Source organism: Chryseobacterium sp. C2(2020), from assembly GCF_014218915.1.
Lineage (GTDB): Bacteria > Bacteroidota > Bacteroidia > Flavobacteriales > Weeksellaceae > Chryseobacterium > Chryseobacterium mucoviscidosis.
Map to the genome: position 1 here is coordinate 48,635 of NZ_JACLCT010000012.1, position 12,077 is coordinate 60,711.

Genomic DNA, 12,077 nt, shown 5'->3' on the forward strand with positions numbered 1-12,077 from the left:
AAGCGAGTAGTGAAAGCGGGAAAAAGCTCCTAAAAAATAAACTTTTTAAGATGGCTTTGCTCCTGACAAGAACAAACTACCCTACTCTTTTTCCCAAGATCACCAAAGTTCTTTCAACGCCGTCCAAAACGGCAACATTCGGAAAAACACCCCAGTCTTCAAAACCAAAGTGTCGGAATAATTTCAGGCTGGGTTCATTATGTAAGAAAATGAATCCCAATAATGTTTTTACTTCAAATTTTGGTGCTTTATCAATGCAGTATTGCAGTACTTTTTTTCCGTAGCCTTTTCCGCGCGAGCTTTCGTCCATGTAAATGCTGAGTTCCACCGTTCCGTTGTATGCCGGTCTTCCGTAAAATGATGAAAAACTAACCCAACCTAAGACTTCATTCTGCTCCTTTTCAATGACCCAAAGTGGTCTTTTTTCAGGATTGTGGTCATGAAACCATTTAATTCTGCTTTCTACAGAGATATTTTCCGTATCGGCGGTTACCATTCTTGAAGGAATGGTTGAGTTGTAAATTTCTACAATTTTGGGTAAATCTTTCAGTTCAGCATTCCTGAATTTTAGTTCTTCCATTGATTTCAGCATATTTCTGCAAAGATAAAAGAAGCGTTTAAATCTGTTGAATTTATTCTTCAGAATTATTCTCCTGAAGCTCTTCTAAAGCACGGTTAAGACTTTCCACAGTAGTTCCGAGATAGGTTGCCATGTCTTCTTTTGAAATTTCCATTTCTCTGGATTTTACTTCCAACAATTGAGAAAGGGTATGTTCTGTTTTGTGAAGCTGCTGATAAGAGGCGCGGCTTGAAGTATTGAAAATACGCTCTGCAAAAACATCCAACAATAAATTATTGAGGGTAAGATCTTTTTTGATCAATGCCTGAAAATAGGGAATCGACATCGAATAAACGGTAACTTCCGTAATCGCTTCAATACTGCAGATGCAGGGAACATTTTTAATGACTTCGATTTCACCGATGATCTCTCCTTTTCCCATAAATTCCACAATATATTCTTTTCCGTTTTCTTCCACGAAATAGCATTTGGTAATGCCGCTTTTAACGAGCATGATCTTTGTGGAGATCTGATTTTGAATTAATATTTTATCGCCTTTTTCAAAAGATTCTAAAACAATATTCCCTTTATGTTCTTCACTGCTGTACAGTCCTTCAAGGTAGTCTAAAAATGTCTGATTGGTTCGTAACATATCTTTTCGGAATCAATGTCCCGTGTTTATTTATTTTTTACTGAATTTTGCGGGCTGAAAATTACAAAAACTAAAGTAAACAGAATATGAATAATGTAAGTAATCAAATTGTTTTTTGATGTTCCGGTAAAGTCTTCCTGAATCTAATTATCTGTAATTTTTAGTATTATTTTTCTTAACATATTCTTCTGCGATTGATTTTAACTGAATATATGTTTAATAGACTTTGAAATTAAATCTGCATTATAAGCAAAATCAGCGAGAAATAAATCTAATACAAAAATGGGAACAGCTTTTTAAAACAAATTCTACATGATTTTCTAAAAGTTTATCAATTCTAAATTATCTTTCCAACCTCCAGATTCTATCATGGAAATGACAATCATCTTTTTAAACTCTTCAAATTGTGTCGTTTCACCTTTTACAACAGCATTTTTCCACGGACTCTTATGCTCCGGAAGAAATACTGCACCGCGAATACTTCGTAAGATCCTGATTGAAAACCTATAATTTCGACATAGTGTTTATCATCTTTATCATTATTAAATAAAAGCAAATGTACATGTGAAGTCAAACCATAAATGAAGGTATCTCTAAAAGTATCATTCATAAAATCCAAAATTCTAAGCATCGGAATTCCTGCATTTCCAAATGTATCCCCAGGTTTGGGAAGAAATTCTCTATAAAAATCCTGAAGCGACTGTTGATTTTGTTCTGAACGTCTTAAGATTGGCATTTGAATTTTTTGACAAAGAAAATAAAAACCCGTCCAAAATTGAACGAGTTTTTATGTAAATTATTATTTTTTCAAACATTTCTCCAGAAACTGATCCTGTTCCCAAAGCAAATGAAGAATATTCTCTTTCGCTGCATATCCGTGAGCTTCTTTTGGCAGAAGAACCATTTTTACAGGAGCTCCGAGATTTTTAAGTGCCTGAAAATATCTTTCTGTCTGTAAAGTGAACGTTCCGGGATTGTTGTCTGCATCTCCATGAACCAGTAAAAGCGGTGTTTTCATCTTATCTGCATTCATGAAAGGTGACATGGTGTTATAGATTTCCGGAACATCCCAGTAATTTCTCTGTTCGCTCTGAAAACCAAAAGGCGTTAAAGTCCTGTTATATGCTCCACTTCTTGCAATTCCGCAAGCATAATCTTTAGAATGGGTCAAAAGGTTTGCCGTCATAAAAGCACCATAAGAATGTCCTCCAACTGCTACTTTCGTTCTGTCGATATAGCCTAATTGATCTACCGCATCGATCGCAGCTCTTCCGTTCGCTACCAATTGAGGAATAAATGTATCATTCGGTTCTGTTTTTCCTTCTCCGATGATCGGGAATGCAGCATCATCCAAAACGGCATATCCTTTCGTTGTCCAATACACGAAAGAACCGTAGTAAGGGAAAGTGAAATCGTTTGGATTCTGCGTATTCTGTCCTGCCGTATTTTTATCTTTATATTCGGTAGGATAAGCCCAGATCAGCAACGGTAATTTTTCTGTTTTTGCCTTTCTGTCGTAATTGGCAGGAAGATAAAGTGTTCCGGTAAGTGTAACGCCGTCGTTTCTTTTATACGTAATCACTTCTTTGTAGACATCTTTAATACTTTCAAAAGGATTCGCAAAATTGGTTACCGCTTCTGTTTTATTGGATTTAATGCTCTTCTTAAAATAATTCGGATACTGGCTGGAAGATTGCTGAATCGTAAGAACTTCTCCTTTGGCAGGATTTAAAATATCAATAATTTCTTCCTTTGCATTTTTAAGATTGGAAGTATACAGTCTTTTCTTTTTCATGGTTTTCACATCCATCTCATCGATGAAAGGATGCTGTCCTTCTTTTGTAAATCCGGCTCCGATGAGGTAAGACTTTCCTCCTTTCATGTCGACAACGTATCTTCCGTACTGGTTTTTTGTGGTGTTGAAATTTCCGGGATCGCTGTACACATCCTGATAATTTCTGTCGTCAATCACTTTAGATTCTCCGTTATTTAAATCAACTAAGAAAGATTTTGTATTTCTTGTATCGTACCAACCTTCGGAAACAATGGCGTAATGATCATTCGTCCAGCTTACATCTTCGTATCTCTGTTTTGTTTTAAAGAATGATTTCGGAGCATTGCTGAAAGGAGCATCCCATGTAAAAATTTCATCTCTGAATTCGGCATTTTTATACTGATCTCCTCCGTCCAGAGCTTCTGCATATACCAAAGTTGCAGGCATATCGCTTCTCCATCCCATATCTCTTTTTCCGGTTCTTACGGAAGAGAATCCTTTAGGCATAATTTCGTTCAGAGGTGTTTCGTTTACAACTTTCACCACATTTCCGTTCATGTCATACACCGTAGTGGTCATCGGAAATCTGCTTAGTGGAACAATGTAAGAAAACGGTTTTTTAATGGTTGTCGCCATCAGATAATTTCCGTCCGGCGAAAAGCTTAATCCGGAATACATATCCTGATCTTTTACTTTCTTTAAAGTTCCGTTTAGATCAACATTATAAATTTCTGAAGCGGTTAAAACCTCAAAATTCTTTTCATCCTGCGGATTTTTCAGAAGATCCTGATACGTTCTGTTCTGCGAAACTTTTCCGTCTGCCGTAGAAACAATGGGACCTGTCGGAAGGTCCTTGCTCGAATCTATTAAAGCAGGTCTGTTTTGCGGAAGGGTTTTGATTAATAAATTCTGAGAATCTTTGTACCAGATGTAAGGACTTCCCAAATTTGCATTTAAATTGTCTGAAGTTATTTTCTTTGCGGTAGCGGTTTCAAGGTCTACAATCCAAAGCTCCACACCTTTATTGGTGGTATTGGTAAACGCCAGTTTTTTTTCGTCCGGAGAGAATGAAGTATTGGTGATTTTTGGATTGGAAGGTAAATTTTTAACCTGAACTTCCGTTTTATCGTTCATTTTTCTCACTTTCAGGTTATTCGCATACGTTGCCGAACTTGAAATATTGGTTACCGGATTTATTCTCAATCCTCCCAGTTTCATTTCCTGCTGACTTAAATCTTCCAGTGTTTTATAAGTAGGGCGATACGTGAAAACGATCCAGTCTTTTTTACTGTTCATCAAAACACTTGGCGGTCTTTCATAATCAGCCAGTTTCAGGATTTCAGGTGACGGCTTTTGGTACGTAATATTTTCCTGCGCTTCATAGAAATTGAGGAACGCAAGAAGGCATATGGTCAGTCTTATCTTCATAATAATTTCAATTTCCACGAAATTAATGAAAATTAGAGAATATGCAAGGATATATTAAAACACCTCTACGTGATTTAACAAAATAATACTATCTTTAGTATTCATCAAATTCAGAATTATTATGAAAAATCTAAGAAAATTAGAGCGAAAAGAACTTCGCGCCATGAATGGCGGAAATGCGCCGCAGTGTCCTTCAGGATACAAATCCTGCATGAAAATCGATGAAACGAGTGAACTTCCTAAATGGAGCTGCATTCCTTCCAACCTTCCCTGCAACCCTTAGAAAAACAAAAAAGAGCGGTTGAAAACAACTGCTCTTTTTAATTTATATTGTAGAATCATTACCAATCATTGGCTCTTTTCCTTTTCTCGATCATATAATCGACAGAAAATTTTCCAGCTCCAAAAACCATCAGTAAAAGATAGACGGAAAGATAAATAAGGCTCATTTCCCGTTTTTCAAAAGGATCTGCTCCATGAACTACGAAACCCGCAATAATCATGGTAAACATCAGAAATCCTAATGAAATTCTTGAAAATAATCCTAAAATAAGGAGAATTGAACAGACAAATTCTGCAAAAACCGTTAAACCTAAAGTGATCTGTGATCCTAATCCTAAAAAATCAAAAAAATCTGATTTACCTTCTAAAAGCATCTGAAGCTTCGGAAAACCATGAGAGAGCATGGCAAAGCCAATGAAAACCCGCACGATAAGCAATGCAACATCTTTTAAAACAGAATCTGAATTTGTTGTGTTCGAATAGTTCATTAAAAGCAATTTACATTTAAAGATAGTGAAAATTCTCTTAATAGAACGGCTTTTAGGTGGTTTTTAGTCTATCTGTACCCGAAATTTTTCAAATCTCTGTCGTTTTTTCTCCAGTCTTTTTTAACTTTAACAAAGAGATTCAGGTGAATTCTTTTATTGAAGAATTTTTCAAGATCCAGTCTGGATTCTGTTCCTACTTTTTTAATTGCTTCTCCTTTATGTCCGATGATAATTCCTTTCTGGGTATCTCTTTCCACATAAATAATAGAATCGATGAAAATAATTCCTTCCTTTTCTTTGAACTGCTCTGTCACCACTTCCACAGAATACGGAATTTCTTTTTCGTAATTCAAAAGGATTTTTTCACGGATTGCCTCATTCACAAAGAATCTTTCGGGCTTATCTGTATACTGATCTTTATCGTAATAAGGCGGATTTTCCGGTAGTAAAGATTTAAGCTTTGGTAAAATAATGTCTGTATTAAAAGCATTTAATGCAGAAATAGGCAGGATTTCCGCTTTCGGGATTCTCTCATGCCATGTTTCTACCAGTTTTTCCAGACCTTCCTGATTGGTCTGGTCTACTTTATTCAGCAAAAGCAAAACAGGCACAGGAATTTTGTTCAGCTTATCAATCAGAAATTCCGAAGGTTCAGCTTTGTCGGTAACATCCACAATGAAAAGGAAAACATCGGCATCCTGCAAAGAATCCTTTACAAAATCCATCATTTTTTCCTGTAAACCGTATTTCGGATCCAGAACTCCGGGAGTATCTGAAAATACGATCTGTAAGTCTTCTTCGTTATAAATTCCGAAAATTCTGTGTCGTGTTGTCTGAGCCTTTTGGGTTACAATCGCCAGTTTCTCTCCCATCAGTTGATTCAACAAGGTAGATTTTCCGGCATTGGGCTTTCCGACTATATTTACAAATCCTGCTTTGTGCATAAAAATTATATTAGGATTTGCAAAGTTACTAAACTTAATCGGTCTTTGGAATTAATTGGAAACTTTTACCGACAAAAAAGACTTTTCCGGTCAGAAAAAGTCTTTAATTTTTTATTAGAATTTTGATTCTTTAAATTTTTGAAATTCGGAATAACTGTAATCCGGACACGCTCCTGATTTTGAAGTGATGAAAGCTCCTAAAGCAATTCCTTCCTTAATAATTTCTTCAGGCTCCTGATTCTGAATTCTTTTGGAAATAAAACCGGCAAGAAAAGCGTCACCGCTTCCCACTGTATCTGCAATGGTGATGGGAACGGCAGGAAAACTGTAATTTTGATCTCCCACAAAATAACCCGCGCCTTTGCTTCCTTTGGTTAAAATAATTTCATTAACCTTAAATTTTTTCTGAATAAACGAAACACTTTCTTCTTCACTTCTATATTCTTCCCCAATAAATTCAAGAATCTGCTTCATTTCCGCTTTGTTCATCTTTACAATATCGGCTTTATTCAACAATATTTTAATGAATTCAAAATCGATGAAAGGCGGTCTGAAATTAACATCAAAAATTTTCAATTTTGCTAATTCAAGCAGTTGAAGTAATGTTTCTCTGGTCTTTTCATTTCTGGCAGAAAGGCTTCCGAATACAAAAGCTTCCGCATTGGCAACCAAATCTTTGTGTTCAGGAAGGAAATCTATAAAATCCCATGCTACATTTTCTACGATTTCGTAGCTCGCTTCATTGTGTTCATCAATTTTAGCGATTACTGTACTCGTAGGAAAAACTTCATCTACCTGAATAAAATCTGTGGTAATTCCCCAACTTTTAATTTTATCGGTTAATTTTTCTCCCAGTTCATCCTTTCCTGTTTTGCTCAGCATTTTTACATCAATGCCCATTTTATGAACATTATAGGCAACATTAAAAGGTGCACCTCCTGCTCTTGAACCTTCCGGGAAAATATCCCACAAAACTTCACCGAAACATACAATATAAGGCTTTTTTTCTGTCGTCATTACATCTTCTGTCATTATCATTTTTTATTATTTTACGGAGCTTCTTTCCATAAATTTAGCATGGAAGGTTACTCTTTTTCCGTTTGTTGTGTAATCATTAATCTGATTGTCTAGAAGTTTCACCGATTCTCTTGCCATATCATACAATGGCTGCTGTACAAATGAAACTTCCGTCGGGAAAAGATAATAGGCTTCTGTTTCGTCGAACGCCACCAATGAAACCTGTTCGGGAACACTGATACTATGATCGATTAAATATCTGAGTCCTGCAATTCCCAGTTTATTACTTGAAAAATAAATGGCCGTTTTTTTGGAAAGATCCAGATTTTCCTGCATTTTCTGATGCACTTCTTCCGTAATATTATGAATTCCGATTAAAATTCTTTTCGCCGAAATATCAGATTTTGCAATTCTCTGGTCAAAACCATCCTGTCTGTCCAGCAAATGAGGAAGTTCCGTATTGTAACCTACATAAATAATTTCATCAAAGTCTTTTTTCACCAGATGATCGCAGATCTGTTCTGAAATTTCTGAATTATTGATCATTACTCCCGGTAAACTTACATTTTTAAGATAACGGTCGATGGTTACAATCGGATATTCTTCCTGAATGAGCTTATTGATGGCTTCATCCGAATCCACAACCGGAGCGATAATCATTCCGTCAACCTGCTGTTCTGAGAAAAGCTCTGTTAATTTTTTAAATTTTTCAGGATTTTCATCGCAGCTTCCGATCAGAAGTGTATATCCCAATTTCATGGCTTCATCTTCAATATTTCTTGCGATGTTGGAGTAAAAGTCGTTTGAAATATCTGCAACAATCAACCCGATCAGCTTGGTCTTATTCATTTTCAGACTTTTGGCAATTTTATTCGGGGTATAATTGATGCTTTTTGCAACGTCAAGAATTCTGGTTTTGGTCGCTTCACTAATTCTGCTTCCTTCTTTTTTATTGAGAACATAGGAAACAGTAGCCACAGAAACTTCTGCAATTCTTGCTATGTCTTTAATAGAAGCTCTTTTCATAATTTTCTGACTTTGGTGCAAAAATATTTCATAAAAAATATAAAAAACAATAGACGATTTTTTTGGTCGTTTTGAAAATAATTGTAGATTGGCAGTTTTTCGAAACCGAAATAAAATAAAATCCAAAACATTAAAAATCAATTAATTAAAATTAATTTCAAATTTAAATTATTGGTATATCAATTCAATATCAATCATCGTTTACTTCCTGACTGTTATTTTGGTTAAACGTTTTACCTTCTAAATTTACTTAATTTTTAATTTAATTCAAAACACAGGAGAATAATTTTCTTGTTTTCTGTTGTTAAAACCAATATTTTAGACAAATTATCCACGACTTAATTATGGAAATTGACGAAATTCTCGACCGCATTTATTTACTTCCCGAAATCTCAAAAATAAAACTGAAACAATACATTACAGAAGTTTCTTATCCCAAGAATTTTTGTCTGATGGAAGCTGAAAAAGTAATTTCTCATATCTATCTGTTGAAAAAAGGAATTGTTCGTGCGTATGCATCTACAGAAGACAGAGACATCACCTTCTGGTTCGGAAGTGAGGGCGAACCTGTGGTTTCCATGAAAAGTTATGTGGAAAATAATCCCGGATACGAAAATATTGAATTGCTGGAAAACTGCGAATTCTACAAACTGGAAACAGAGCATCTTAAAAAATTATTCAACGAGGATATTCATATAGCGAATTGGGGAAGAAAGTTTGCAGAAAGAGAACTGGTAAAAACCGAAGAACTGATTATTTCAAGGCAGTATAAAACGGCTCTGGAAAGATATAAAGATTTAATTAAAAATAAGCCAGATCTCATCAGAAGGGTTCAGCTTGGGCATATTGCTTCTTATTTAGGGATTTCGCAAGTAAGCTTAAGTAGAATAAGGGCGGAGATTAAGTTGTAGTGTTTTTTAGGTTGTAGCGTTTGAGGGTTTGGGAGTTGGAGAGAATGCGAGGGTTTGAGAGTGTGAGGGTTTTAGGGTTTGGATAGATGAAATTTAATCTTTACAGTAGATTTTTTAACAATTGTAAAATTTTATTCTTTCCAAATTACGGAACTTTGCATTTGAAAATTACAGAAAAATGAATTGGATCATCTTGATTATTGCAGGACTATTTGAAGTTGCCTTTGCTTCATGTTTGGGAAAAGTAAAAGAAACAAGCGGAACAACAATGTACTTTTGGTTTGCAGGTTTTCTGATCTCTTTAACGGTAAGTATGCTTTTACTGATTAAAGCCACCCAAACCTTACCTATTGGAACCGCTTATGCCGTCTGGACAGGAATTGGAGCGGTAGGAACTGTTTTAATGGGAATTTTCTTTTTTAAAGATCCGGTAAGCTTCTGGAGAATTTTCTTTATTGTAACTTTAATAGGATCTGTGGTTGGACTGAAAGCTGTTTCTGCACATTAAAAAATTAAAGAAAAATTTATAATCTTGTTAAATGCTTTATAGCAGAGCCGTTTTCAGAATTTGAAAGCGGTTTTTTTATTACAGAAAGTTTATAATTTTAATTATCTTTGAAAAAATTTCAACCATGAAAAAAACTTTACTATTGTTATTTACAAGCAGTCTTATCTTTGCACAGAATAGTTCCCAACTGTTTAATACAAACTGGTATATTTCACAAATGACCATTAGCGGACAGACCATTGTTACGCCGACTATGGATCAGTCTCTTCAGCCTTCTACATTTTCAAATTCATCCGGAAGTAACGTTTTTACTTCAAAGTATTTTAATGTTTCCGGAATACCGCTTACCTTTTCTACGATAGATGATTCCTTTATTAAAAACAATTCTGCAGGATGTACGTTGGCAGATTACTGGGGAAATAATTTGACGGCTGTACAAGGATATGATCAAAAAAACTGTGATTTTTACGTTAATCCGGCAATTGGTCAGGTTTATAATTATCAGGTGATTCCCAATGGTTCAGGAAAGACTTTAATCATAACAAATCCTTCTAATGGTAATAAAATCTATTACAACAGTTCCATTTTATCTACAAAAGAGAATACCCTCAAAGCAACCTTTTCTTTTCAAAATCCTGTAAAGGATAATTTAATTGTGATAAATCTGGAAAATGATCTTCCTGTAAAGGTTTTCAATATGCTTGGACAAATGATGTATGAAGGTAAGACATCCGATAAAAAAGTAAAAATTGACACTCAAAATTTTGAAAAAGGACAATATATTTTAATGATTGAAGGACAAAAACCTTTGAAGTTTATTAAAGAATAAATTGTTTGTTATCATTAATACAGCAAAAACGTCTTCGCAATGAAGACGTTTTTGTTATTTTTTATATACCAAAGGCAGAATTTCATTTTCTCTGAGCCCGTATTTTTTTATTTCCTCCTGGGTAAACTGTTTAGAATAAAAATTAATATCCGTTTCAAATCCAGCTTTTTTCAGTCGGTCGAAATAATCCATTCCGTACCAGCGAACGTGATCGTACTGCCCGAAATGCTTCTGACGTTCTTTCGGATCTTTAATCGTAAAATCTTCGTACGTTTTTTCCAGAGAATTTTTCATCGGAACCTGAAGAATTCCCCAACCTCCCGGTCTTAAAACACGGTATAGTTCGCTCATCGCTTTTGCATCATCTTCAATATGTTCCAGAACGTGGTTGCAAAAAATAATATCAAAGCTTTCATTTTCAAAAGGAAGATCAAGAATGTCTGCTTTTACATCTACAATCGGCGAAAAAAGATCGGCAGAAATGTAGTTTAAGTTTTTCATTCTTTTAAACTTTCGAAGGAATTCCTGCTCCGGAGCAATATGCAGAACTTTGTAATTTTTAATGAAAAAATCGGTCTCATTTTGCAGGTAAAGCCACATCTGGCGATGTCTTTCCAGACTCAACGTTCCGGGAGACAAGGCGTTTTCACGCTGACTTCCGTATCCGTAAGGAAGAAATTTACGGTAAGATTTTCCGTCAATAGGATCAAAAAACGTATCGCCTTTAAAAAACTGATAGATAAGCGGTCGTGCCCAAATGCTCATTTTAATAAGCATCGGACGCGGAATTTTATTCAGTAAAAGTTTAGTTACTTTTTTCATTAAAAATCCAATTGGAAGGCTTTTTCTTCATCGCTTACAATTCCCAAAGCTTCATAAATGTACTGGAATGTTGAAAGCAGCACCGGTTTTCCGTTGACTACCGCAACATCGTGCTCGAAGTGCGCAGAAGGCTGATTGTCTAATGTTGTCACCGTCCATCCATCATTATGAAACTTCACTTTTTCAGTTCCCAGATTAATCATGGGTTCGATTGCAATCGTTAATCCGTCTTTAATTACTTTTCCACTGCCCTGTCTTCCGTAATTCGGAACCTGCGGATCTTCGTGCATCTGTCTTCCGACACCATGACCTACCAATTCTCTTACAACACCATATCCTTCTTTTTCACAGTGCGCCTGAATAGCGTGGGAAATATCCCCGATTCTCTTTCCTCTTACGCATTGCTCAATTCCTTTATAAAGAGATTCTTTAGCTACTTTTAAAAGTTTTTTGGTTTCAGGTTTTACTTCCCCGATCTCAAAAGTATAGGCATGATCTCCCACAAAACCGTTCAGAACTGCACCACAGTCTACCGAAAGCACATCTCCTTCTTTAATTTCTTCTTTACTCGGAAAACCGTGAACCACCTGCTCATTCGGAGAAATACACAAAGAGTACGGAAATCCTCCATATCCTAAAAATGCAGGTTCAGCACCGTGATCCTTAATGAAATCGTGTGCTAATTTATCCAGATATAAAGTGGTAATCCCAGGTTTGATTTCTTTCGCCAACATTCCTAATGTTCTGGAAACCAAACGGGCACTTTCTTTCATAAGACGTAGTTCGTCTATTGTTTTTAATTGAATCATTGTTTATATAGATGTTAGATATTAGATG

Annotated in this window: 14 protein-coding genes; 4 read left to right on the top strand and 10 right to left on the bottom strand. The window is 35.5% G+C overall.

Annotation, left to right across the window (positions count from 1 at the left end; genetic code table 11):
• Positions 1 to 76: 76 nt before the first annotated feature.
• The 4 genes from H6W52_RS08930 to H6W52_RS08945 all read right to left on the bottom strand — a co-directional run bounded on the left by H6W52_RS08930 (position 77) and on the right by H6W52_RS08945 (position 4,413).
• Positions 77 to 580 carry a GNAT family N-acetyltransferase gene (locus H6W52_RS08930; protein ID WP_116099662.1) on the bottom strand — a complete coding sequence of 168 codons (504 nt, stop codon included), beginning with the start codon at positions 578 to 580 and terminating at the stop codon, positions 77 to 79.
• A gap of 52 nt (positions 581 to 632) precedes the next feature.
• The gene (locus H6W52_RS08935; protein ID WP_116099656.1) at positions 633 to 1,211 is read right to left on the bottom strand and encodes a Crp/Fnr family transcriptional regulator; all 579 of its coding nucleotides are present in this window, start codon (positions 1,209 to 1,211) and stop codon (positions 633 to 635) included.
• Positions 1,212 to 1,632: 421 nt separating this feature from the next.
• Positions 1,633 to 1,947: a hypothetical protein gene (locus tag H6W52_RS08940; protein ID WP_116099655.1), complete on the bottom strand. Its 315-nt coding sequence runs from the start codon at positions 1,945 to 1,947 to the stop codon at positions 1,633 to 1,635.
• Between the two features lie 63 nt (positions 1,948 to 2,010).
• Positions 2,011 to 4,413 carry an alpha/beta hydrolase family protein gene (locus H6W52_RS08945; protein ID WP_116099654.1) on the bottom strand — a complete coding sequence of 801 codons (2,403 nt, stop codon included), beginning with the start codon at positions 4,411 to 4,413 and terminating at the stop codon, positions 2,011 to 2,013.
• 121 nt (positions 4,414 to 4,534) lie between these two features.
• Here H6W52_RS08945 and H6W52_RS08950 point away from each other — a divergent pair, with 121 nt between their 5' ends.
• Positions 4,535 to 4,696, top strand: a complete 162-nt coding sequence (locus tag H6W52_RS08950; RefSeq protein ID WP_116099653.1) for a protein with bacteriocin-type signal sequence — start codon at positions 4,535 to 4,537, stop codon at positions 4,694 to 4,696.
• A 58-nt stretch (positions 4,697 to 4,754) separates the two neighbouring features.
• On the opposite strand, the gene H6W52_RS08955 is transcribed toward H6W52_RS08950, so the two are convergent.
• The 4 genes from H6W52_RS08955 to H6W52_RS08970 all read right to left on the bottom strand — a co-directional run bounded on the left by H6W52_RS08955 (position 4,755) and on the right by H6W52_RS08970 (position 8,170).
• Positions 4,755 to 5,183: a DoxX family protein gene (locus tag H6W52_RS08955; RefSeq protein WP_116099652.1), complete on the bottom strand. Its 429-nt coding sequence runs from the start codon at positions 5,181 to 5,183 to the stop codon at positions 4,755 to 4,757.
• 68 nt (positions 5,184 to 5,251) lie between these two features.
• Positions 5,252 to 6,127 (bottom strand): GTPase Era, encoded by an 876-nt coding sequence (gene era / locus H6W52_RS08960; RefSeq protein WP_185216651.1) that lies wholly within the window; start codon positions 6,125 to 6,127, stop codon positions 5,252 to 5,254.
• A 114-nt stretch (positions 6,128 to 6,241) separates the two neighbouring features.
• A complete protein-coding gene (locus tag H6W52_RS08965) occupies positions 6,242 to 7,165 on the bottom strand; it encodes a carbohydrate kinase family protein (RefSeq protein WP_228457555.1) in 924 nt (307 codons plus the stop codon).
• 6 nt (positions 7,166 to 7,171) lie between these two features.
• Positions 7,172 to 8,170, bottom strand: a complete 999-nt coding sequence (locus H6W52_RS08970) for a LacI family DNA-binding transcriptional regulator (protein ID WP_116099651.1) — start codon at positions 8,168 to 8,170, stop codon at positions 7,172 to 7,174.
• Between the two features lie 344 nt (positions 8,171 to 8,514).
• On the opposite strand from H6W52_RS08970, the gene H6W52_RS08975 reads away from it, so the two are divergent.
• From H6W52_RS08975 to H6W52_RS08985, 3 genes are all read left to right on the top strand, one after another.
• A complete protein-coding gene (locus H6W52_RS08975) occupies positions 8,515 to 9,081 on the top strand; it encodes a Crp/Fnr family transcriptional regulator (RefSeq protein WP_116099650.1) in 567 nt (188 codons plus the stop codon).
• A 178-nt stretch (positions 9,082 to 9,259) separates the two neighbouring features.
• A complete protein-coding gene (locus tag H6W52_RS08980; protein WP_116099649.1) occupies positions 9,260 to 9,589 on the top strand; it encodes a DMT family transporter in 330 nt (109 codons plus the stop codon).
• A 124-nt stretch (positions 9,590 to 9,713) separates the two neighbouring features.
• Positions 9,714 to 10,418 (top strand): T9SS type A sorting domain-containing protein, encoded by a 705-nt coding sequence (locus tag H6W52_RS08985; RefSeq protein WP_116099648.1) that lies wholly within the window; start codon positions 9,714 to 9,716, stop codon positions 10,416 to 10,418.
• A 54-nt stretch (positions 10,419 to 10,472) separates the two neighbouring features.
• On the opposite strand, the gene H6W52_RS08990 is transcribed toward H6W52_RS08985, so the two are convergent.
• Complete coding sequence (locus H6W52_RS08990) at positions 10,473 to 11,240, bottom strand: class I SAM-dependent methyltransferase (RefSeq protein WP_116099647.1); 768 nt, start codon at positions 11,238 to 11,240, stop codon at positions 10,473 to 10,475.
• On the bottom strand, positions 11,240 to 12,049 hold the full coding sequence (map, locus tag H6W52_RS08995; RefSeq protein WP_116099646.1) for a type I methionyl aminopeptidase: 810 nt from the start codon (positions 12,047 to 12,049) through the stop codon (positions 11,240 to 11,242). The genes H6W52_RS08990 and map overlap by 1 nt, the downstream gene beginning before the upstream one ends.
• Between the last annotated feature and the right edge of the window lie 28 nt (positions 12,050 to 12,077).

What these genes read in the sequence shown, in the direction of transcription:
- H6W52_RS08930 (WP_116099662.1), bottom strand. Translation starts at nt 580, where the DNA reads ATGGAAGAACTAAAATTCAGGAATGCTGAACTGAAAGATTTACCCAAA.
- H6W52_RS08935 (WP_116099656.1), bottom strand. Translation starts at nt 1,211, where the DNA reads ATGTTACGAACCAATCAGACATTTTTAGACTACCTTGAAGGACTGTAC.
- H6W52_RS08940 (WP_116099655.1), bottom strand. Translation starts at nt 1,947, where the DNA reads ATGCCAATCTTAAGACGTTCAGAACAAAATCAACAGTCGCTTCAGGAT.
- H6W52_RS08945 (WP_116099654.1), bottom strand. Translation starts at nt 4,413, where the DNA reads ATGAAGATAAGACTGACCATATGCCTTCTTGCGTTCCTCAATTTCTAT.
- H6W52_RS08950 (WP_116099653.1), top strand. Translation starts at nt 4,535, where the DNA reads ATGAAAAATCTAAGAAAATTAGAGCGAAAAGAACTTCGCGCCATGAAT.
- H6W52_RS08955 (WP_116099652.1), bottom strand. Translation starts at nt 5,183, where the DNA reads ATGAACTATTCGAACACAACAAATTCAGATTCTGTTTTAAAAGATGTT.
- era (WP_185216651.1), bottom strand. Translation starts at nt 6,127, where the DNA reads ATGCACAAAGCAGGATTTGTAAATATAGTCGGAAAGCCCAATGCCGGA.
- H6W52_RS08965 (WP_228457555.1), bottom strand. Translation starts at nt 7,165, where the DNA reads ATGATAATGACAGAAGATGTAATGACGACAGAAAAAAAGCCTTATATT.
- H6W52_RS08970 (WP_116099651.1), bottom strand. Translation starts at nt 8,170, where the DNA reads ATGAAAAGAGCTTCTATTAAAGACATAGCAAGAATTGCAGAAGTTTCT.
- H6W52_RS08975 (WP_116099650.1), top strand. Translation starts at nt 8,515, where the DNA reads ATGGAAATTGACGAAATTCTCGACCGCATTTATTTACTTCCCGAAATC.
- H6W52_RS08980 (WP_116099649.1), top strand. Translation starts at nt 9,260, where the DNA reads ATGAATTGGATCATCTTGATTATTGCAGGACTATTTGAAGTTGCCTTT.
- H6W52_RS08985 (WP_116099648.1), top strand. Translation starts at nt 9,714, where the DNA reads ATGAAAAAAACTTTACTATTGTTATTTACAAGCAGTCTTATCTTTGCA.
- H6W52_RS08990 (WP_116099647.1), bottom strand. Translation starts at nt 11,240, where the DNA reads ATGAAAAAAGTAACTAAACTTTTACTGAATAAAATTCCGCGTCCGATG.
- map (WP_116099646.1), bottom strand. Translation starts at nt 12,049, where the DNA reads ATGATTCAATTAAAAACAATAGACGAACTACGTCTTATGAAAGAAAGT.